This is a genomic window from Colwellia sp. KS18-150 (assembly GCF_057551365.1).
In genome coordinates this window covers 24,866-47,069 of record NZ_BAAJMC010000022.1, presented here as the reverse complement: position 1 = coordinate 47,069, position 22,204 = coordinate 24,866, and the positions used below count along the sequence as shown (strand labels likewise).

Here is a 22,204-nt window from a genome sequence, read left to right as displayed (position 1 = left end):
ATTAAAGTATGGAAAATCAATTTACCGGCCAGTGTTTATGTGGAGCAGTAAAGTTTTCGCTAGCCGATAATTTTAAGGCTTTTTATCAATGTCACTGTAAACAATGCCAACAACTAACCGGGTCGGCATTCGCATCAAATATAATTAGTGAGCCTACTAATATTAATTGGTTTGATGGTCATGACAAAGTCAGTCATTATGAGCATCCAACGAGAGAATTTTCTAAGGCATTTTGCCAAGACTGTGGTTCAGCATTACCTTTTGTTAATAAAAGTAAAACCTCCCTTGTTATCCCCGCAGGATCACTCGATGATTTACCTAAAATTGAAGTGCAAGCGAATATATTTACCAAAGAGCAAGCCTGTTGGTTAACTAAAGGCTTCTCTGCTGAACATTTTGATGGCTTTGAGAGCTAGTAACTAGAATGTATTAAGGAGAGCGTTATTAAATTACATGAATTGTCATTTGCCAAAATAATTATTCTCAGTGACTCTATAGCCGAGGTAATTATCAATGAGGATGTTGAAATGAACTTATCTATGGTAAAACAATATCATGAATTTTTACTTTCACATCTTGTTAGTCCTTTTTCATTGCTCATAAATAAGGTAAATACCTACACTTATGATTTTGATGCCCAGTTAACTATTGCCAATTTAGCTGAAATTAATGCAATGGCGGTTGTGGCGTATTCACGTGCTTCAAAAATTAGTACTGAATATTTAAAAACAACCATTCCTCATGAAACGGATTGGAATTTAAAAATATTTTCTGACCGAAACGAAGCACTTAACTGGCTACAGCTACAATAATAATGATGTGAAATAAACATCAAAGCAATAAACGAAACTAGCGGTTAATATATTGTCAATTAACTAATTAAGGAAAAGTACAATATGGACTATCCAATTACAGGCTCCTGTCAGTGTGGCCAACTAAGCTATAAATTATATGAAAAACCTAAAATGGTTCTTGCTTGTCATTGTAAAGAGTGCCAAAAACTCTCCACTAGCCCATTTAGTGTGACGGCAATTATTGCTTCATCAGCGATTGAGTTTTTTGGCGAGCTGAAGCAATGGAGCAGAAACTCTGATAGTGGCAATAAAAATAATGCCGCTTTTTGTCCAAACTGTGGTAACAGAATTTATCATTATAACCCTGATGATACATCAACAATAAAGTTGAAATTAAAGCCAGTAAACATGCTTGAGCCTGAAATATTTAAACCAACAGCCCATGTTTGGGTAAGTGAAAAATTATCCTGGTTTCAAATTCCAAACGATGTAAAAACATTTGAAAAACAACCTCAGTAAACTGTATAGTAGGGCGCTTGTATCCATGGTTGTATTCGTGATTAATCCTCCAAATTAGGGGATTATTGCGGGTAAGAACATAAAAATCACATGACAAATAGTAGTAATAATAGAAAAAGCATACCGAGCCCCTGTATAGGTAAATGTTGTTTAGACAATAATGATACTTGCCTTGGCTGTTATCGTATGTTGCCAGAGATCACAGGCTGGCTTAATAAATCTCAAGCTGAAAAGCATGATATTATTTCTCGTTGCACACAGCGGAAATTAAATGCCGATAATAGTGTTTAACGCTTTATAAAATTGATTCACTACGTCAAAGGCATCCAGAACCCAAGTGTATATTGAAAGTAAAAATAAATTAAAAGCGCTTTATGCCGCTCCTAAATTAACGGCTATTGAAAAAGAAATCTCACTTCTTGATAAGGCCGCCATTGGTTTTATCAATGCTTCGCCATTTGTTGTCGTTTCAACATTTGATAGCGAAGGGAAAATAAATATTTCTCCACGTGGTGGTATAGATGGCTTCGTTAATGTTATTGATAAGAATACAATAATCATTCCAGACGCCAAGGGAAATAATAGACTAGATAGTCTTTATAATATTATCGATACTGGAAAAATAGGCTGCTTGTTTATCCGGCCTAATGTTAATGAAACTTTAAGAATTAACGGTATTGCTAAGATTTCAGTGAGTCCACAACATTTAAGCTTAAATTTTGGCTTGTCAAAACCACCTCAAACCTGTCTGGAAATTAAAATTACCGACGTGTTTTTACATTGCTCAAAGTCATTGGTTAGATCAAAACTCTGGTAAAAGGTAAGGGTGTACATCAAGCTTCAACTTATAAAAGGTATAGTGTTTTATGAAAAAAATGGTTTTATTTTGTGCTTTAATTTCGCTGTTTAGCATGGCTCATGAGCAAGATAAGTCACTTAAGATCAAGCGTTTAACTGATAATGTTTATCAACATATCTCACATAAATTTGTTGAGCCGTGGGGAAATGTTGCTGCTTCTGGATTAATCGTTATCGATGGCGAATTTGCACATATCATCGATACACCGTGGTCTATAGCAGAAACTGAGCAACTTATTACTTGGGCTGAATCGAAAGGTTTAACGGTAAAATCGGCTATAGTGTCGCATTTTCATGAAGATGCTAGCATCGGTTTATCACTAGTAAACGATCGAGAAATTAACACCTATGCGACAACACTAACCAATGACTTACTGGCAAAGAAAAACGCATCAATTGCAAATAATGAAATAACGAATGATAGTTTTAAAGTTGTTAATAACACTATTGAAGTTTTTTATCCCGGTGCTGGCCACAGCCCAGATAATATTGTTGTTTGGTTACCGAAAGATAAAATATTATTTGGTGGCTGTTTTGTTAAAAGCTTAAACAGTAAAACCTTAGGTAATTTATCTGATGCCTCGATAACTCAATGGCCAGATTCAATTGAGCGCGTGTTAAGTAAATACCCAAATATTGAAATGGTTGTTCCTGGACATGGGAAAATTGGCGATATCAGTTTACTCAAACATACCGCGCAACTTGCCATCAATAAAACTATCAATCTATAAACTCATCAGGTAACGCTACGTGAATTTTACCGGTAAATACTCACAAAAATTAATTTCACGCACGTAGCGTCACGTTAATAATCATCATATTTAACTTATCAAAGCAGAAACAGTTAAAACCAGCATGTTTAACTATGGTGCGAGTATTGAGCATGCTTTGCCATGCAGGCTTATCCAATACACAAGAATATACTTACGTAACCATTAGTGGACTTAAAGAAGAGCATCAGAAAACGCACCCGTTTGCTCAAAACGATTAAGGTGATTTAAACACATCAAGTTTATAAATCAAAATAACAAGCAATACGATTTATAAAATATAGACTCTTAAATCATAATACGTTATAAAGTGTTTTATAACGAGTAAGGATTTAAATCATATGTATCACTGGCAACTGAAAAACTGGCCTCAATTTGATTATGATGCGGCACGCTTTGAGTCGAATGTCAGCGTGTATTCGAAAAAGGCCTACAGCATTGAAGGGGCATTATCGCAAATTCCCACAAATGATCATAACGATGCCTTTGTTCATTTACTAGTAGAAGAAGCATTAAGCACTAGCGCTATTGAAGGTGAGAACCTTAACCGTGAAGAAGTACGCTCATCAGTTGCACGTTTTCTTGGATTAAAAGAACCGGAGCGAGGGGGCTACTTTCCTAAAGAAAAAGGCATTGCTGCCATGTTGGTTGATGTGCGTAAGAGCATTAAAAGCGCCATGTCTAAAACCTTATTGTGTCATTGGCACACGCTGCTACTGCACGGCAGTGAAGATTACTATGTAACCCCCATAACTAAAGGCGATTATCGTGACTCGTCCATAGATGTCATAAGAGAAGATTTATACGGTGACAGTGAAATCATATACAAAGCACCAGGTAATAATCGCATTGAGGTTGAACGGGAAATGGAGGCGTTTATACAATGGTATAACAGCGCCAATTGTTCAGGACCGATAAAAGCAGCAATTGCTCATTTATGGTTTGTTGCTATTCACCCATTTCAAGACGGTAATGGCCGTGTAGGTAGAGCGATTGCTGAACATGCTTTATTTCAAGATTTTTCGAAACCTCCGCTTTTTAGTATGTCGAGCATGATAAATGCTCATCGCATGGAGTATTACCAGCAACTTAGAAACACCAATTCCAGCTTGCAAATTAATGAGTGGATAGCCTGGTTTGTCGAGCTAGTGAAAACTTCGCAAGATAAGTCACTTGAGTCTGTGGAATTTGTATTGCAAAAATCAAAGTTTTGGGCGGAATATGGTGAGGTCAATCTCAACCAACGCCAAGATAAGGTGATGAAAAAAATCTTCACAGTAGGCGCTGACGGCTTTGTGCGTGATGGTTTAACCAACGAGAAATATCGAGCTATTACTGGTGCGCCACCAGCAACCGCTACAAGGGATTTAAAATCATTGGTTGATAATGGCTTACTTTATCCTTCAGGTGAAGGTAAGCGTGGCTTACGTTACTTTGTTAACTTCCCACAAGATAACAACCTGTTTGAAGGTAAAGAAGACGCTCCATTGGTTGATGATGTTAGCTTAAGCAAAATATTAAAGAAAATAGAGCGTAACCTTGAGTATTTTCGTGGTGAGAAAAACCCAGGATTAACAAAACTGATTGACGAATATAAAGCGTTGTCATTAGATGATGAGGCATCGAAGAAAAATCTTGAAAGCCTCTTAAGGAAAAACAGCTAAAAGCGGTTTACATTTACGAGTTTATGAATGTATTTTTTAAAATGGTTGGCACCTCACTAAAACCTAACTTTTGAGTGGGTTTCCAGTCATTAAATCCTTATCAAAAGTAAATCTATGCTCTTTAGGGTTGTTTAAGCATTTACCTATGATACGCCGGTTAAATAACGACTGGCTTTCAAGTTGAACAGAGTTTTTAAGATTGTATTTGTAGTTACAAATAGGACAAGTGCCATCAACAACGACTGATAAAATCTCTCGTTCAATATCTAAAAAACTATCTGAGTCATTTACGTTTTTTACCTTAGAGATACAAACAGCGCCAATGGGTTGAAAAACATGTTCTATTAATGCAATTTTCTGTGTTGCCAGCTTAATAACATTCCAGACAGGGTTGAATAGTAAAAAGTAACCTAATACCAGAAGCCCCCAATAAGTTAACGGGATCAACTGCATCAAAAAGCCAAGTGCAATTGGTGCAGCGATGAAATATATCAATACTGCTAATAAAAATGCTTGTCGCTGTCTTGTTTTTGCAAAGAACTTTGCTGCAAGTTTTAAATACCAAGGTGTACGCTTTAGTGTCTTCGTTCTGTAGATTATATCGTAACTGATGGTTTCAGTTTTTCGGACCCCAGCATTTTGATTAAATGAAGGAGGTGTTTCCCAGTCCTCAAAATCGATGTAGTAATAAGTTGGATTACCAGAGCCACCACCAATATGTGTTTTAATAATGGGTCTTTTGGCCAAAGCTAATTCAGCATTTCTACTTTGTATTTCTTCTTGAAATTTTTCGAGCAGATGAATTAACTTATCCATGTAATTTCCGTAAGTCTTTTCTGACTTCTCTTTACCTGAATAAAAGTTTCTTAACTGGGGCTTTTCTAGTCGTTCATTTTTACTTAAGTGTGTGATACAGGCACGATAAAACGCTTCAACATCCTGGTTATTTATCTCGTCCTCTAAAAACTCTACTGCATTACTTAAATAAGAAATCTTATTGTTTTCCATAACTTACTAGTTCCATTTTCCGGTATTTCTGGAATTTCACGATTAATTTGTTGATCTGGTTGATTATCCACTTCGAGCGGAGTAACCGCCACTATTATTTTAATTATTGGAGAAAAACTAATGAGCAATCAATCTGTTGAATTACAAAATGTAGAACTACTATTTGGATTAAAAGACGATAAAATCGTATCAGTTAATGATGTTGAACAAGGACTCGATTGTGGATGCTATTGTCCGCACTGTAATTCACGCCTAGTTGCTAAAAAAGGAAGTATACGTCAACATCACTTCGCACATTACGAAAGTGATGATTGTCAGTATGGTCCTGAAACAGCATTACACTTACTGGCAAAGCAAGTTATAAAAGAGCATGAGAAGGTATTAATGCCATCGCACTATGACAACTATGAACTAGAAGACTCACTAGGTATTAATCACCAACACTCTGCTTACATAAAACAAAGTATCACTCATTTAAACCAGGTTGAAATAGAGAAATCACTTGAAGGTTACCAACCTGATGTTTCTGCAATTAGCGAAAATGGAGAACCTTTAGATATTGAAATACTTGTGACTCACGCTGTTGATGAGGAAAAATCTGAATTACAGGCGCTATCTAACAGGAAAATGATAGAAATTGATTTATCAATGTTACCTCGCACAAGCAGTTACGATGAAATTGTCATAGCGACACTATATGAAGCGCCGCGAAAATTTATTAATGGTGATGAAAAGCATTTGAAAGCTGAGATAACTGACAAGGTGGATATCATCAACCAAAGTCACTCAAGTCATGCAAAAATAAAGACAATGCAATCACCGACTGAAGGAAAAGTACTTTTAATGGGGTATAAATTTGGAGAAGGATATTCACCGAGGTATAAATCTCAATTTGCGCTTGGCCACCTTTTCTTTATAAAGCCAGTTCAAAGCACAAGTACTAAGAATTTCACTCTTAAAGCGAGCGGTGGCAATGAATTGGCTACACGAGATGTTCACGAAAATGTATTAGAACAACTAGAACGTCTAGAGCTACCAGCGTTAGTCTCTTTAACCTTTGAAGCGAAACACTCAATAGGTCACAACACCAAATTTATTGTGACAGGCATTAAACCCGAAGATACGTAAAACTGATAAATAACATAGGTAAAAATCGAGAGTTTCAGAATATAGTGCCCCGAACTCTCGTTTAAATATATTGTTTCAACTGTACTTTTAGAGTGCAGCTGTATATATTTACAGTTACTGATTGGTTGTACGTAAATGTTTAGTTAAATATTTGGAGAGCGACATGAATGAGCAAAGTAAAGAAGGGATTGATGGTATACCTGATGATATCTATCAACATTTAATGAGAATGTTAAAACAGCATGAACGTATCGTTACTTGGGTACACATACAGCGCCCATTTCTATTTGGAAAGTCAGCTATCGAGTTACTTGAATCAGGTGACGATGGAGATAGAATTAGAGAATTGTTAACTCGTTCAGATACTGGCGATTTTAGTTAGGTTTTAAAAGCTGAAGTTTTTCATGTGTATCAAGTATTTTAACCAAGTCAGATTGCATGTATTGATAAACATCTTCGATTGTTAAATTCTCAACCTTGTCTAGATAATGCTTGCCGGCATATTCTTCAATCCTTTGTAAATGCATGGTCTCCATAGCAAATACCTTGTCAGCCCAATCTAATAACGCTGTAGTACAAACCGTTGTTCCGTGCTGCTTACAATATTTTTCACTAAGTCCCGCTGATTTATAACTGTGCTCTGGGTAATTTTCACGAAAGTGGTCCTCAGCTGTTCTAGAGCGTTGAATGTTAGCAGTACACAAAAATAGAATTTTCATTGGGTGATTTCGTATTAAGCATAAGGTTTATATCATTGATACTACCAACTTCAGCTAATAAAACCTATAACATCTGATAATCTCAGTACCGTATTTACAGCAATAAAATTTAGTCTTAAGATGACTCACGTATAAAGCCAATCAACTCAAATATGCAAACGAGAATCGCCAGTGGAAGAGCTCAGCAATAATAAAAACATCTCGTTTTATAGTGATAACTCAACAACACTATTTGACCAATACCAAACACTTTCATTTGATACCGTTCATCAATCCTGGCTAGGTACTGTTAACTTATCAAATTACAAAACAGCGCTGGATATAGGGGCAGGAAGTGGAAGAGACGCACTTGCTTTGAGTGAATTTAAGTTATGCGTTACCGCAGTCGAGCCAGCACAATCCCTTATGGATAAAGGTATAGAGCTGACCGGCTATAAAGTTAACTGGCAAAGTGATATTTTGCCCGAGTTATCATCTTTAAATGAAAATACCTATGATGTAATTCTAATAAGCGCAGTTTGGATGCACCTAACCGTAGAGCAGCAAAGCCAAAGTTTAAGTCGATTAAATGCATTATTGAATGACAACGGCATACTTGTTATTACATTAAGACACGGTGAGTTTAATGATGGAAGAAAAGCATTTGATGTAAATGGCTCACGCTTAATCGAAGACGCTAAAGCGTTCAATTTGACTGTACTACACACAGATAACGACACAGACCAACTTAATCGCCCTGATGTTTATTGGGAAACTGTAGTTTTTACACGTAAGTCTTAGATTTTATTATTGTTCCTTGGTACTATTTCATCATTAAAGATGAAACAAGGATTGTGATGTACCGAGGTCAGTTAACGAAATGGGATAATGCCAAAGGTTTTGGCTTTATAAAAACTTCCGAATTAAACCAAGATACCTTCATTCATATCTCTGCGCTCAAGCATATGAGCCGAAAGCCTAAACAAGGCGACTTCATTCACTTTGATGTTGAGCAGCACAAAGGAAAAAGCCGAGCGACTAATGCTCGTATTGAAGGCGTTAAAGCAAATTCATCCTTTAAGGTTTCCAAAAGTTATAAACCTCGCTCAGGCAATAAATTTATCTATGCTGCCGTAATTGTCGCTATCGCTGCATTCACGTTTCAGCGCCTTGATTTAGGCCAAAGTAACCAAACACCGCAAACGCAATTTACCCCAACATCAATACCAACAAAGATTACTCCAACACAGCACTTTACCTGTGACGGACGCCAGCATTGCAGTCAAATGACATCTCGTGCAGAAGCAGAGTTTTTTACCAAACATTGTCCAAACACAAAAATGGATGGAGACAATGATGGTATACCTTGTGAAAACGATTCAAGGTTTTAAGTAATGACTCTGGCATTTTATAACGACAAACTTCAAAGCATAAGACCGGATAAGTCTTCTGGCCGAGCCAAGCCACATAAGGTTTGTATGATGTTTGCTGTCATGGACTTAATTGAGCAAGGTCATATTCAAGATAACCGCATTTACTATGATGAAACACTAAAGAAGCGCTTTAGCTGGCACTTTATGCGATTGAAACAAGGTAATGATGCAGATAGTCCATTTTTACCGTTTTATCATTTAAAGTCCTCAGGGCTTTGGCACCTTGATGTATCAAATGAGAATAAAGCCGACTTCGAAGCAATAAAAAAGAAATCAGCAACAGATGCCAATATGCGTAAGCTTGTTAACTTTGCATACCTTGATGATGCATTATTTGATTTCCTTAAAAGCCCAAACACTGCGCCGATACTTAGAAATGCATTAACAGCAAACCTAGATACACTCGAAGACCAATATGGTCGCTGGGCTAAATCTATTGGTAAGTCAGATAAAACCATTAAGAATTATGTCGGAGCGCTCAAAAACTCTATCCCTAATTGGTTAAACGATGCTGGAGTAACTAAACAAAGCTTACTGAGTGTTGGCTCGTTTGTGGAATACGAGAATATCGTTAGTAAAACCTATGAAGTACGAGAGTTTGTTGAAAAAGATAAACGTGGCAATGGCATGTATAGCGCAGCTATTAACAGCTATAAAGCCTTTCTATCAGACATCACACAAGCCGAAGTACAACATGATATTGATGAAATCATCTTAGATAAAACCATACCTGATACGCAGAAAGCCGTCATGGTAAATACCCGTGTTGGGCAAGGACGATTTAGAGAAGATTTAATTAACCATTGGCAGGGCTGTGCAGTAACTAAGTTTCAAAACTACTCGTTTCTCATCGCATCTCATATAAAACCATGGTCTAAATCAGACAACCAAGAACGTCTAGATCCATTCAATGGATTATTGCTCCTGGCCAACATCGATAAAGCCTTTGATTTAGGTTATATCAGTTTCGATGATCGGGGGCGTATATTGATATCTGATCACCTAGAAGAATACCAAGCACTAGGGATACATGCAGGCATGAATGTGTTACTCGCTAAGCAACATCAAGATTACTTGGCGTATCACCGTGAAAATCAATATAGGCAGTAAAAAATTAATGAGCGTAGCAGAAACTAAAGAGCTAAAACTAACTCCATCACAAAAATTGGAATACCCAACTGATGAGCTAAGAACACCAATAAATATGGCGACAAGTGACAAACGGAATCATTATTTTAATGTTACTTCACCAGAGATTCTTTATGACGCCGTAGCCCAATACTCACTTAATTCAAATGTTCCCGAACATGTAGTTGCGCAATATGAGACTGCTAGGAATTTATACCTGTACGCTTTCAATGTGTATAGGTTTTATAACGTTGCTCAACAGCAGCTTTATTCAGTGTTAGAACTCGCTATTAAAGATGGTGTTGGCGTAGAAAATTTAAAAGAGTTCATTGCCTCTAAAACTACTAAAAAAAGACGTCCTCAACCTGGGCTACGTATATACATGCGCTACATAAAAGAGCATGAAGTTATTGTGAATTCTGATTTTCCGAGATGGCATCAAAGAAATAGAATGGCAGCAGAAAATGCATATCGTGAAAAAATCATCACGCTCATGGATGAACAAGGGCTAGAAGAGTATACCTGGGATGATAGTGAAATTGACGAATCACAGTTTGATGAAGATTGGGATTACACTGAAATGCTTTGTAATGTGATACCAAAACTGAGAAACAGTTTTGCTCATGGTTCTCAAGAGCTATATATGGATGTTTTGGGGTTTTTTGAAGACATTTCAATTATCGTTAATAAGATCTATTTGAAATAGAAAGGTAGGTAACAGTGGCTAGATGCAAAGCAACAACAAAGTCCGGAAGCCAATGCGCTAACCAAGCTATCAATGGCACTGAGTATTGCCATGTAGGTTCACATTCGCCAGAGGGTAGTAACAAAATTAAAAGAGCTTTAAATTCTATATTTGCCAAAGTTTTTGGGGTGATATTTGTGATCGCTGCTGTGGCTCAATTTAGTGGGTACTCATTCAAAGATATAATTAAGCCTGAATATAATTTGACTGTAAAAGTAGGTAATATTGAGACCAGCAATAATGACGAAATTAATTTATTGTATAACCTTAAGGGTAATAATTACGCTTCTTACGTAACAATCCCAATGGTAGTTGAGAATAATACGGATCGAACTGCATTTAACGTAGAAGTTAATTATAAGTATTTAGGTAGTATTGATTCTTTAAAGCCTCTACCACAAGACAAATCTAACAAAAAAATAGGGGTTGGAGGATTTAGGAGTATAGTTAAATCACGAGAAACAAATTCAACGTCAAATGTTAGTTCATCAACAGTTATTCTAAGCAAAGTAAATCCCGAAGTCGCTTATAGTTATCAAGAACCTATTATCTTTACTAAGAATTACTTTAGTAGCTATACGGATGAATACAATGCTCCTAACATTCCTGTTTTAGTTACAATTTCAGCAGATGACTTTAAACCCATAAGGATAAAATTATGGTTAAAGGGATATGCCAATAAGCAGCCTTTCTTTGTTTTAGATGATAATTATGAAAAGAGGCGAACATTATTAATAACTCATAAAGGTACTTTGCATATAATTAACAACCAAAAAGCCTTTTTCTCAAATAAGTTAGATGGGATTAATTACAAAGAAATTACCTTTAAATCAAAAATTTAATTAAATGTCGACTTAACACGATGGGGCTAAACTCTGAATCTATTTCTCAAACCTTTCTTATATTGAATATTTTGGCATCAAAATAACCTTGAATCGCCTTCGCAACGATACGTTGAGTTAACTCATCTTCAGTTTTCGGTACTTTAGAAAGCTCAACGGCTTTAGCTACTGGGTCTTCCAATGTGAGGATATGTTCAGCCCATAGCAGCCACTCTTGTTGAACTTTAGTTATCTCACCAGAATCATTAATGCGCTGTTTTATTGCTGCAACAAATTGTCTAGCTCTCTCCGCTTTTTGCCAGTTTTCAAATTGCTCAAAGAGAAAGGCTATATTGTCTTTTTCTTTATGAACTTCCTTATTAAAGAAATCATTTAGCTCTTGTTGTTTATGGCGTTCTTGCTCCTCTTTAGCACGTTCAATTTCCCGTAGTTCTATGTATTCTGATGCGGCAACAAGTGAACCAATAAATTCATCTAATTTATCTTCTATAGGCTCACCAGGTTTATCAATAAATGCTGTCTTACAGTTACCATCAACATACTCTTCAATCGTTAAATGGAACATGCCAGTTGGCATAAGAACCTTTTCATAATAAACGTAACGACCAGCAGCTTTATCTTGTTGCTCCTTTGCATTTAACGCTCTTGGCGTTTGTTTAGTTTTCTCTCTTAGTTTGAACGTTACAGTTTTCTCATTAATAACAACGGCGTTTATCTTGCTGCGGCGGTTAAAGTTATCTGTGATTTTGAAAGCCCAGCCTTGTTTATCGAAGTACTTAACGAGGGAATCAAAAAGCTTTAAAGCTCTATCAAATTGTTCTGGTGATACCGCAAATTGATACGTTTCAATTTGCCAAGGGGAGACCATCAGCTTGTCATGTTCAAATGTTGGTTTTTTATAATGCTGTTTAGCCAGCTGAGATAAAGGGTGAAATTTACCAATTCGCTTAGGTATGGTTATTTTTCTTTTAGCTGATTTAGCCTTGATAGGAGGTAAGTCTATTGTTGGTTTATTTGTCCGAGTTTTTTTGCGTTTTCTAAAAGTAATAACCATTGAACCGTCAATATCATCATGCAATGGGACAGTATCTGGTGCTTTACCCAGTGACACTAACGTCCAGTGTCCAGAAAGAGGTCTAGGAATATTATACTTATCACACGCTTTAGTGATAGCTTGTGAATTAATACCCCAATCCTTGGCGATAGTTGATAAAGGCTTTTGCCAAATGAGTTGGTGCAGTGTTTCGATGCTTATCTTTATAATGGGCTTTGAGTCATCATGACTGTTATCTGTTAGGTTTGATGCTTCAGTATTGTCCATCTGCAATTCCTCATGTATTAGAGCCTAGCGCTTGTTGCTTATAACGTGCTAACAAAGGATAGAAGTCTTGGATCTTTGAAAGAGGCATATCCACTAAAAACTCTGGAAAGCCTGTTTCATCGTAGCCAAGAATTTGGATTTCTAAAAATTCATCACCAATGAGTCTGGCTCTTAATGTATTAATGAGGGCATTGATAATAAAGATATATCTATCCTCAACCGTAATAGCATCGAGTAACCGTACATTTAAGTAATTATCGTGAATTCTTCGTGTAAGCACCTCATGTTGTACGTTAGGTTTCATCAAGATTGTTTCGTTTGATATAACTAAGAAAGCTGTCACCTTCGATAAACTCGCCACGGCGCTGATGTTTTCCCCAGCGCAGCTCTCCATCATAGACGAGTGACTTAATGGACGCTTCGTTAGTTTGCAGTGCAGAGGCAGCACTCGCAATAGTGATTGCATAACGACATTGCTCTTCTCTAAACTCTATTAACCAAGAAGAGAGCATGGCTTTATCAATATATACTTCACTTAAATTAAACACATCGTTGAAATAACCGTGAACCTGCTTTGATAAAACGGCATTAACCACATCACCGTATTGACACAAATGTCTTATAAGCAATACTGAATTTTCAGTGATGGATGTGTAACTTGTATCAACCTTAGGGCCTTTAGCGAAACGCTTTACCTTTTTGATAATGTCTTTGATATTAAATACCTTGGACTTCATCATTTTGTGATTACCCACGAAGGATTTATTCACCATAGGAAAGGTTTTAGCTTCAAACAAAATAGTACTATCACTAACACTTAAGTTAAGGGCTTTTGCTAATAAAAAGATATCAACATGGTAGATTGGCTGGTCTTTTTCTTTATCCTTAACATACTGTACTCGTGCTTTTTGAATGAATTCAGTGCGCTCGTTAAAACCAAAAGATTGGCAACTTATTCCAGTATCAACTACTTCAACATTTTCTAAAAACAAATGAACGGGATTAATATAACCAGGATAGCTTTTCCAATAGCGTTGACAGGCCTTAGCCCATTTATTCCGATAATCCTCACTAGTGACTAGATTTAAGCCATTAAGTACAAGCTGATAATGATTTTTACTAAAAGGAATACGGCCATAACGCTGTATCATCACATCAAAGGGGCGAGCCGCCATATACATCGCGTAGGTTAGCTCTTGCAGTTGTTTTTCAGTCACATTAATAGTCCCATCAATAGCTGGCCATAAATCCTTTTCTAATGGTGACAGAGGCTCAACTACTTTAGTGGTAGTAATATCCCAAGGCTTTTTACACTTAGGGCAAAACTCTAAAATATTGGCATCCCAGCTAAGAGGTTTATCGCAATGAGGACAGCTATCAATTAAAGGCGTTAAATGTTTTGGGCATCGTGCAATAGTGCCAATCGCCCAACGCCAATCCATGGCTTTTTCCTCGCTAACGCAATGCACGCAAATTCTTGGAAAATCGACAATCAGCTCAGCTAACGTTCTGTCATAACCAAACAACCAACTATCAGTATCATTACGACTATGAAGCGAAATAACATCATCACAAGGTCTGCCAAGGGCCTTAACTAACACTTCGTTAAGGGCTTCGAGATGATGCGGAGCCCATCTTCCCATTTGGCCTTGCTTTACAGGGTGCATACCTAAAACGCCTAAAATCTCAGATATCTTAAAAAAGCCATTTATGTAACACAGGCGAATCAGATATTCGTTAAGGCGCTCCGAAGGCTTTGGGTAAGGTCGCAACGTAAGCATATTTATAAACCTAAACGAGAACCAAGTTTGTGCTTAGTCTTTTCGTTCAACGACACTTCTCTTTGCATTTTGAGTAAATTTCTATAATCTTTTCTTACTAAAGCTTCTTTTTCTGTAAATAGTCCAAAACCGTTCGTTTTGTTAAAAGGCATTTGACTAAAGACTTGCTGAAATTCCTCAGCGGTTATCTGTTTTTTATCATGGTATCTCAGCATCACCCGGTTAAATAACTGCCCAATACGTCTGGGATTACCCAATGTAGCTAAGTAGAGCCGTAACAGCATATCCTTATTTGACATTTTAAATATAGTGACGCCTAATTCGTTAAAATTCACTTCGATGCTTTTAATATAGGCAACAAATTGTTTTTTATTACATGGTCCATTTTTTCGAAGAGAAAACTCATGCAGTTCTACTTTTGCAAAACTCATTCGTTGTGATAATTCAGGATGTTCTTCCAGTAATGATTGAGCTTCAGGCAAGCCTGCAAAAACTACACTTAGACCATGCTCATCCATCAGTACTTTAATGAATGCAACAACATCGGCAGTGCGTATTGTTGCGTGTTTTCTTAACAAATGTTGAAATTCATCAAATATGATCATTTCTACATTTAAATATTGCAGCACACGAGTAACTCTCAGCATTATTGAGTCACCAGCCCTAGAAGGGGGTGTATAATGTTTTTGTGTGCATTTTAATATTTGCTCACAAATTCTAGAGATAGTTGGTTTTCCTGGTACTCTAATTGAGATGATTGGAATTGGCGTAACGCTTTTCGTTGGCTTGTATTCAGGTTTTGAATAAACTTCTGTAACGAAATATCGAATCAGGCGACTTTTTCCAACACCTGGGGGACCAAATAGGGTACAACCAGTTGATTCAAACCCTGACATAGCAAATGTGTCACGAAGCCCCTCTAATGCATTAAAAAATGCACTATGTAAATAGGTCCTAAACCTCAACTCTTTTACATTATTAGGGAGATTTTCTAACGCAATACGTCCAGAAATATCACTATTCAGATCAATGGGAAGTACTGTTGAAACGTTTACCATTAGTATCTCCTTAAGATTGTGGAAGTGGTTCAATATCATCCCAATCCAACTCATCATCGTAGGGATCAATGTCAGTGGGCTTGTAATTCTTAATAGCCAAGGTGTCGATGTTATTTTGAATATTCTCAATAGAGGTTCTTTTCAATTTAGTTGTTTTCTTTTTACCAACTATTTTATTAACAGCCTCATGACCTTTAACTATCTCAGGGTTATCCTCCATCGTTCTATAATGGCTAAATCCTTTATTTTTGTATGCTGAAGGTTTTAGTGCTTGGAATTCTATTAATGACATACCTGGCTTGATATTTTCATCAATAGCAGGGACCTTAAATTCTTGAAGTGTTCTTGGGCAAAAAACAGTAATTGCAGAAAGATCACAATCGGAATAATAACAAGTGACTTTCCTAGGCTGGTTAGTCTGTGCCAGCCAGTTTCCAATCTCTTTAAGTCTTCCGTCATCATCATTGTACCTAAGGCGGTTAATGGTTACGCCTAGATGAAAAGCGTCACCAGAGATAGTCGCTTCACGTTTTTTACCTTTGGGTAAACGAATTTTATATTCATCTTTTACGTCAACAGGTAAAAGGCATTCTTTTCTAGCTTTTTCCCATGCTTGGTAGGGTGTTAAGCCATTTATGCCGGAATGAGGCTTATGATGATATTCATCAACAATCCAGGACTCGATAGCTCTTCGTAGCTCATCAACCGTAAGGTAAGCTCTTTCTTTGATTTTATGTTCAAGCTTAGATTGGTCTTTCTGTTTGCCTACATAACCAGGGAGCCTTGCCTCACAATTCGTTCTAAATGTATAAATAAATCGTTCAATGAACGGTTTTAACCACGGGCTATAAGATGGCAGTGTTTCAACAAGAGTACCTACGGTGCGGCTCATATACGATTGCGTTTCATTTGAAATAAAACCTGCACCACCATCAACAGCTGCTTTGTCAGGAGGGCCGCTACAATACCAATAGTTGTTTCGTAAGGAGTGGTAAGTTCCAGGCTCTTTTTTACAGACTGCATGCCTAAATGCGCTAACAACAGAAGATGAAGGCTCACCTGCGCCTATATGCAACTCATATCCACCGACACTTCTTGTATGCACATCAAGAAAAAAAATAACGGTGGCTTGACCGAGATAATTGCCTTCATCATCCTTAACACCAACACGCATGCTACAAGCGTCACCCTCTAAACGTTCATAAGGTCTTGTTGTTTTGAACTTCTTAATTGCATTTCGAAGCTCTCTGCGACGTTCTGCTCTACTTAGTCCTTTCAGTTTCTTTTTAGGGCAAATAATATTTTCTAGCCATTTCCTAACAGTTTCGCGAGACGGTAGAACTTTGAATATTTTCTCTGCTCTTGTTACAAAAATATCGTAAAAATACTGAAAGGAAGTGAATTTTCCAAATATGAATTCATCTGCGACCTCGATAGCAAAAGCTTGTATTTCTTCAAACTTCGACATTCGTTTATTTTTTACGACAGTAGAAATCTTTGCTGAAACTCCGCCAACATAATCTCTTTGCTCTTGCGCCCAAATAGCAAGTTGTGCCGGTGAAGGAGGCGAGTCATCATTTAATCGTTTGGATGCGATTTTGATAACTTTTTCACGTAGCTTGATCCCCCCAATGATGCCTTTTTGACCGCCCACCTCATATAGCGTATCTAAATAAACCTCTATCTTAAATAATTTGGTTTTTTGTTTAGGCGTAAGTGTAACAGCATGATTAGGTAATGTTTTTTTATCATGAACAAGGTTTAACTCACGCCCATAAGCCTCTTCCAGCTCAACGTCTGAGAGCACTACAGGTGGAACTTCATCATTTTCAAAGTTAAGCGCAACATAGTTAGGGCCTACAGGGTGGCTTCGTGCTAATAAATGGTTAAATCGAACTAATGTACCAACTGTACGCAATGTATTAATGATGGGGTTAATCATGTTTAATCTCCTTAAAAGCTTAAACGAATATCAGACCAAGCTAACGTGGTATCCCATTGAAATAGCATGTGAGCCATCGAGATCTTTACGATTGATTCGCTCATACCTTTGCTAAAAGCTATTTCAACCATCTCTTTGATGGAATACTGTTGAGGTGGAAGGTCATTCACTAACAAATGAAATGCATCAACAGGCTTGTCGTGGTGCAGCGCAGCAAGCAAGTGAGAAAAGTTTTCTGCTTGATGGCCTTTACGTATTTCTCTTTCTGTCATTACATCAAATTGGATACCCATTGATGCATATTTCCACTTCGCTTTAATGAGTTTTTGTCTAGTACGAGGCACGTGAATATCTTTCTCGTGCTTAATTTCATGTTTGAGAATGCGTCCATCTGGCATCGTAATCTTCGCATCAGGTGTGTAGCGAATTCTCTTGCCATCAATCACTAGCTCTATGTGCTCTGGCTGCATCTCAAGTGTGGCACCCTCGGGCAAGGTAAGTTCCATCATTCGGTAGTAATCTACTTCAAGGGTGCTTTCAAGTAGTACAGCTGTTTTAAGGTTGTTGTTGTAGCCAGTTACTGTGCTTCTTACTGCGCTTTGTTTACCTAATACTCTTCGTTTCATACTCATATTTTATTGCTTATTAATCATTCAAATTTGGGCGAATTATAGGAACAAAAAAATGAGAGTCAAATCGTAACCCCTTGAAAATAAGCGGATAATTAATTATTGATATAATATGTCTAAGCTTTTACAACTAATTGATTTAGATACAGATGATTTTTTGAAATTAGATAAAAGGTACAAAACCGGCTTAAAAGTGAAATAACGAATGATGTAGAAAAATTCACCGTTTATTCATTGGTTTAGCAGCTGACTAGTAAAATTATTAAAAAAAGTTGAAAAAAAAATGTCAATAGAATTTGGAAAGCTTAATAAAAATATAGGCTTACAGTATTTTTCTTTATGCCATTTTACTTACTTATTGGCATAGTAAGTTTAACTAAAACAAAGCAGGGCAGTCATAACCTGATATAAATCAAACAAGTGTGTTTAATTATCAGACAAATAACCAATATTGACATTTTATCTATTGAGGTGTGTTTCATTATGAGACATACTGACTTTGACTATTTGAATAATAAAAAGAATTTTCTACGATATGGACAATCAATTGGAAAAGTTAAGCTACGCTCAACAGCAGCGTCTCGCCTATATTGACTTTAAGTTGTTTTTTACAGGAAGCGTTACACGCTCCGAAATTGTCCAGCACTTCAAGCTTGGAGTTTCTGCCGCAACACGCGATATAAATCTTTATAAAGAACATGCGCCAAAAAACATGGCGTATGACAATACACAAAAGAAGTATTTTCTAACTAACAGCTTCAAGCCACTCTTTAAACATGATGCAAAACGCACACTGGTTAAGCTTGCACATCAAATCTCTGACGGTTTTGATGCAATTGGTGATGTGGAATTCCCCGTAGAGCAACCAAGCCAGCTTAACGTACCTGATATCAATGTTATCGCCAAACTTACGCAAGCCATTATTAACGGTAAAGCGGTAAGTGTTATCTACACCTCACTTTCAAGTGGCTCTGCCGCTCGTGAATTAGTACCACATACCATTGTTGATAATGGCCTTCGTTGGCATGTACGTGCTTATGACAGAAAGAGTAATGCGTTTAGAGACTTTGTATTAACACGCCTTGCCAAAGTAACTGTTATCAATAACGAGCCTGAAGTAAACGAAATTAAGGTTCAAGATGAGCAGTGGAATACCATCATGCCACTAGAAATCGTGCCGCATCCAAAGAACGTTGAATACCCAACCGCCATTAAAATGGATTATGGTATGGAAAATGGCATGCTCAAGCTAGATGTTAGGGCTGCTATGGCTGGATACTTATTGAGACGTTGGAACGTCGATTGTTCTGAAAGAGCTTCACTTTCAGGCCCTGAATATCAGCTGTATTTACAGAATAATCAAACACTACATGGATCAGAAAACTATCATATTGCTCCTAGCGATAAAATATAATTAAGGAATTGCCCAATGGCGATCAAAAAGACCGAACTTTACTCAAGCCTATGGGCAAGTTGTGATGAATTACGTGGTGGTATGGATGCCTCACAATATAAAGATTATGTATTAACCTTCCTCTTCCTAAAGTACGTTTCTGATAAATCTACAGGCTCTCAATATGATCCTATTGAAGTGCCTGAAGGTGCGCACTTTGATGATATCGTTGATTTAAAAAGTGATAAAGAAATTGGCGATAAGCTTAATAAAATTATCGGTAAATTAGCAGAAGCAAATAACCTTAAAAATGTTATTGATGTTGCCGACTTTAACGATGAGGAAAAGCTCGGTAAAGGTAAGGAGATGGTAGATCGACTTACTAAACTTGTCGGGATTTTCCAAGATTTAGAGTTAGGTGATAACCGTGCTGAGCATGATGATTTATTAGGTGATGCCTACGAATACCTTATGCGCCACTTCGCTACTGATTCAGGTAAAAGTAAAGGGCAATTTTATACGCCTTCAGAAGTCTCTCGTATTTTGGCAAAAGTGGTGGGGATTGCCAAAGATACCCCGCAAGATGCGACAGTATATGATCCTACGTGTGGTTCGGGTTCGTTATTGTTAAAAGCATCTGATGAAGCAGAACGAGGTTTATCAATTTTTGGTCAAGAAATGGATAATGCCACTGCCGCATTATCTCGTATGAACATGATCTTGCATGACAATACTTCTGCCAAAATCACTCAAGGTAATACTTTATCAACTCCTGAATATAAAAATGACGATGGTCAATTAAAAACCTTCGATTTTTCAGTCGCTAACCCACCATTTTCAGTTAAAAGCTGGGACAATGGTATTAATGTTACTGATGATACTTTTAAACGTTTTGAGTACGGTACCCCACCAGACAAAAATGGTGATTACGCCTTTTTACTTCATATTCTAAAATCATTAAAAAGCACAGGTAAAGGCGCTATTATCTTACCGCATGGCGTATTGTTTCGTGGTAATGCGGAAGCGCGTATTCGTGAAAACATAATAAAACAAGGGTATATCAAAGGTATTATTGGCTTACCTGCCAACTTGTTTTACGGCACAGGTATTCCTGCCTGTATTATCGTCATTGATAAAGAACATGCGAGAAGTCGCAAAGGTATCTTTATGGTCGATGCCAGCAAAGGCTTTATTAAAGATGGCAATAAAAACCGACTACGAGAGCAAGATATTCATAAAGTGGTTGATGTGTTCACCAATCAGTTAGAGCTTACTGGTTACAGTCGTATGGTGAAGTTAAGTGAAGTAGTTAGTAATGAATATAACTTAAATATTCCACGTTATATCGACTCATCTGAAGCTGAAGATTTACATGACTTAAGTGCCCATCTTTCAGGTGGTATTCCAAATAGTGATATTAATGCTTTATTAACGTACTGGCAGGTTTTCCCCACATTAAAACAAAGCTTATTTTCACCCGCTCGTGAAGGTTATGAAAATCCATTGGTTAAAGCCAGTGAAGTTAAAAATACTATATTGGCGCATAGCGAATTTAAAACGTTTGCCGCTAATAGCATTGAGTTATTTAGCCAGTGGAAAAACCAAGCAAAGTTAACCGAGATTAAAGTTGGCGATCACCCAAAAGATATCATTTATAACATCAGTGAATTGTTATTAAACCAATACCAAGATGCCAAATTGCTTGATAGGTACGACATCTACCAGTTGCTCATGGATTACTGGCAAGAAACTTTACAAGATGATAGTTATGTTATTACTCAAGACGATTGGCTTGCAGGGCAAACCATTCGTCCATTAGCCGTTAAAAAGGGTGAAAAGCTAAAGGAAACTCCAGATTTAATTGTCGGTAAAACTAAATACAAAGCAGAACTTATTCCTCCAGCGTTAATTGTTGCTCGTTACTTTAGTGATGAGCAAGCGCATATCGATACACTTCAAGCCTCACTTGATACTGATACTCAAGCATTAGAAAGCTACATAGAAAAACATACAGCAGAAGACGGCTTACTCGTTGAAGCACTTACCGATAGCGGTAAAGTCAGTAAAGCAAGCGTTGCTGCAAGATTAAAACTAGCGACTAAAGCGCTTAAAGTTGATAGAGAAGAAATAGCTTCACTTGAAAAAGTGCAAAAACTGATTGAGCAAGAAGCCAAAGCGAAAAAAGTGGTAAAAGTTGCACAAGAAGCGCTCGACCAACAAGTACTCGACCAATACCCAAACTTGGCTGTTAGTGATATTAAAACCTTAGTGGTTGAAGATAAGTGGCATGCAACTTTGCATTGCAATATCACCGCTGAAATTGAGCGTGTCACTCAACAATTAGCTAATAGAGTGAAAACATTGGAAGAGCGTTATGCTGAGCCATTACCTGAGCTGACCGAAAACGTTAGTGAACTTGCTAGTAAAGTCGATGACCATCTAAAAGCGATGGGTTTATCTTGGTCAACCGACTCGGCAAGCGTTTAGGGGAGC

At 37.2% G+C, this 22,204-nt stretch carries 24 protein-coding genes; 16 read left to right on the top strand and 8 right to left on the bottom strand.

Translation table 11 applies throughout. From position 1 onward, the window contains the following. Nucleotides 1-8: 8 nt before the first annotated feature. The 7 genes from AC27IF_RS17640 (at nucleotide 9) to AC27IF_RS17610 (ending at nucleotide 4,605) form a co-directional block, all read left to right on the top strand. Nucleotides 9-416, top strand: coding sequence for a GFA family protein (locus AC27IF_RS17640; RefSeq protein WP_487055662.1), 408 nt, complete (start codon nucleotides 9-11; stop codon nucleotides 414-416). Nucleotides 417-527: 111 nt separating this feature from the next. Then, complete coding sequence (locus tag AC27IF_RS17635; RefSeq protein ID WP_487055661.1) at nucleotides 528-812, top strand: hypothetical protein; 285 nt, start codon at nucleotides 528-530, stop codon at nucleotides 810-812. A gap of 84 nt (nucleotides 813-896) precedes the next feature. Further along, complete coding sequence (locus AC27IF_RS17630) at nucleotides 897-1,313, top strand: GFA family protein (protein ID WP_487055660.1); 417 nt, start codon at nucleotides 897-899, stop codon at nucleotides 1,311-1,313. A 90-nt stretch (nucleotides 1,314-1,403) separates the two neighbouring features. Continuing rightward, on the top strand, nucleotides 1,404-1,604 hold the full coding sequence (locus AC27IF_RS17625) for a DUF1289 domain-containing protein (RefSeq protein ID WP_487055659.1): 201 nt from the start codon (nucleotides 1,404-1,406) through the stop codon (nucleotides 1,602-1,604). A gap of 46 nt (nucleotides 1,605-1,650) precedes the next feature. Continuing rightward, a complete protein-coding gene (locus AC27IF_RS17620; protein ID WP_487055658.1) occupies nucleotides 1,651-2,130 on the top strand; it encodes an MSMEG_1061 family FMN-dependent PPOX-type flavoprotein in 480 nt (159 codons plus the stop codon). Nucleotides 2,131-2,179: 49 nt separating this feature from the next. Further along, entirely contained in the window at nucleotides 2,180-2,902 is a 723-nt protein-coding gene (bla, locus tag AC27IF_RS17615; protein ID WP_487055657.1) for a subclass B1 metallo-beta-lactamase, read from the top strand. A gap of 380 nt (nucleotides 2,903-3,282) precedes the next feature. Continuing rightward, nucleotides 3,283-4,605, top strand: a complete 1,323-nt coding sequence (locus tag AC27IF_RS17610) for a Fic family protein (RefSeq protein WP_487055656.1) — start codon at nucleotides 3,283-3,285, stop codon at nucleotides 4,603-4,605. A 63-nt stretch (nucleotides 4,606-4,668) separates the two neighbouring features. On the opposite strand, the gene AC27IF_RS17605 is transcribed toward AC27IF_RS17610, so the two are convergent. Then, nucleotides 4,669-5,613, bottom strand: coding sequence for a hypothetical protein (locus tag AC27IF_RS17605; protein ID WP_487055655.1), 945 nt, complete (start codon nucleotides 5,611-5,613; stop codon nucleotides 4,669-4,671). 120 nt (nucleotides 5,614-5,733) lie between these two features. On the opposite strand from AC27IF_RS17605, the gene AC27IF_RS17600 reads away from it, so the two are divergent. Then, entirely contained in the window at nucleotides 5,734-6,741 is a 1,008-nt protein-coding gene (locus AC27IF_RS17600) for a competence protein CoiA family protein (protein WP_487055654.1), read from the top strand. 163 nt (nucleotides 6,742-6,904) lie between these two features. Continuing rightward, the gene (locus AC27IF_RS17595) at nucleotides 6,905-7,123 is read left to right on the top strand and encodes a hypothetical protein (protein WP_284208954.1); all 219 of its coding nucleotides are present in this window, start codon (nucleotides 6,905-6,907) and stop codon (nucleotides 7,121-7,123) included. On the opposite strand, the gene AC27IF_RS17590 is transcribed toward AC27IF_RS17595, so the two are convergent. Further along, nucleotides 7,116-7,460: an arsenate reductase/protein-tyrosine-phosphatase family protein gene (locus tag AC27IF_RS17590; RefSeq protein WP_487055653.1), complete on the bottom strand. Its 345-nt coding sequence runs from the start codon at nucleotides 7,458-7,460 to the stop codon at nucleotides 7,116-7,118. The two genes, AC27IF_RS17595 and AC27IF_RS17590, sit on opposite strands and share 8 nt — an antisense overlap. 171 nt (nucleotides 7,461-7,631) lie before the next feature. On the opposite strand from AC27IF_RS17590, the gene AC27IF_RS17585 reads away from it, so the two are divergent. Genes AC27IF_RS17585 through AC27IF_RS17565 form a run of 5 tightly spaced genes read left to right on the top strand, consistent with a single transcriptional unit; the run spans nucleotide 7,632 to nucleotide 11,587 of the window. Next, nucleotides 7,632-8,240 (top strand): class I SAM-dependent methyltransferase, encoded by a 609-nt coding sequence (locus AC27IF_RS17585; RefSeq protein WP_487055652.1) that lies wholly within the window; start codon nucleotides 7,632-7,634, stop codon nucleotides 8,238-8,240. Nucleotides 8,241-8,296: 56 nt separating this feature from the next. Continuing rightward, the gene (locus AC27IF_RS17580; protein WP_487055651.1) at nucleotides 8,297-8,830 is read left to right on the top strand and encodes a cold shock domain-containing protein; all 534 of its coding nucleotides are present in this window, start codon (nucleotides 8,297-8,299) and stop codon (nucleotides 8,828-8,830) included. 3 nt (nucleotides 8,831-8,833) lie between these two features. After that, nucleotides 8,834-9,982, top strand: coding sequence for an HNH endonuclease (locus tag AC27IF_RS17575; RefSeq protein ID WP_487055650.1), 1,149 nt, complete (start codon nucleotides 8,834-8,836; stop codon nucleotides 9,980-9,982). A 7-nt stretch (nucleotides 9,983-9,989) separates the two neighbouring features. After that, nucleotides 9,990-10,706, top strand: a complete 717-nt coding sequence (locus tag AC27IF_RS17570; protein ID WP_487055649.1) for a hypothetical protein — start codon at nucleotides 9,990-9,992, stop codon at nucleotides 10,704-10,706. 14 nt (nucleotides 10,707-10,720) lie between these two features. Further along, nucleotides 10,721-11,587, top strand: a complete 867-nt coding sequence (locus AC27IF_RS17565; protein WP_487055648.1) for a hypothetical protein — start codon at nucleotides 10,721-10,723, stop codon at nucleotides 11,585-11,587. A gap of 46 nt (nucleotides 11,588-11,633) precedes the next feature. Here AC27IF_RS17565 and AC27IF_RS17560 read toward each other — a convergent pair whose 3' ends face one another. The 6 genes from AC27IF_RS17560 to AC27IF_RS17535 are packed head-to-tail and all read right to left on the bottom strand — an operon-like array spanning nucleotide 11,634 to nucleotide 18,321. Then, nucleotides 11,634-12,908 (bottom strand): hypothetical protein, encoded by a 1,275-nt coding sequence (locus AC27IF_RS17560; RefSeq protein ID WP_487055647.1) that lies wholly within the window; start codon nucleotides 12,906-12,908, stop codon nucleotides 11,634-11,636. A gap of 10 nt (nucleotides 12,909-12,918) precedes the next feature. Then, nucleotides 12,919-13,212 (bottom strand): hypothetical protein, encoded by a 294-nt coding sequence (locus tag AC27IF_RS17555; RefSeq protein ID WP_487055646.1) that lies wholly within the window; start codon nucleotides 13,210-13,212, stop codon nucleotides 12,919-12,921. Then, entirely contained in the window at nucleotides 13,202-14,689 is a 1,488-nt protein-coding gene (locus AC27IF_RS17550; protein ID WP_487055645.1) for a TniQ family protein, read from the bottom strand. The genes AC27IF_RS17555 and AC27IF_RS17550 overlap by 11 nt, the downstream gene beginning before the upstream one ends. A gap of 2 nt (nucleotides 14,690-14,691) precedes the next feature. Then, on the bottom strand, nucleotides 14,692-15,747 hold the full coding sequence (locus AC27IF_RS17545) for a TniB family NTP-binding protein (protein WP_487055644.1): 1,056 nt from the start codon (nucleotides 15,745-15,747) through the stop codon (nucleotides 14,692-14,694). Nucleotides 15,748-15,757: 10 nt separating this feature from the next. Next, a complete protein-coding gene (locus AC27IF_RS17540; protein WP_487055643.1) occupies nucleotides 15,758-17,689 on the bottom strand; it encodes a hypothetical protein in 1,932 nt (643 codons plus the stop codon). A gap of 11 nt (nucleotides 17,690-17,700) precedes the next feature. Continuing rightward, nucleotides 17,701-18,321 (bottom strand): hypothetical protein, encoded by a 621-nt coding sequence (locus AC27IF_RS17535; protein ID WP_487055642.1) that lies wholly within the window; start codon nucleotides 18,319-18,321, stop codon nucleotides 17,701-17,703. Between the two features lie 532 nt (nucleotides 18,322-18,853). On the opposite strand from AC27IF_RS17535, the gene AC27IF_RS17530 reads away from it, so the two are divergent. Beyond that, nucleotides 18,854-19,732: a WYL domain-containing transcriptional regulator gene (locus AC27IF_RS17530; protein ID WP_487055641.1), complete on the top strand. Its 879-nt coding sequence runs from the start codon at nucleotides 18,854-18,856 to the stop codon at nucleotides 19,730-19,732. 15 nt (nucleotides 19,733-19,747) lie between these two features. Then, nucleotides 19,748-22,198, top strand: a complete 2,451-nt coding sequence (locus AC27IF_RS17525; RefSeq protein ID WP_487055640.1) for a type I restriction-modification system subunit M — start codon at nucleotides 19,748-19,750, stop codon at nucleotides 22,196-22,198. The last annotated feature ends 6 nt before the right edge of the window (nucleotides 22,199-22,204 follow it).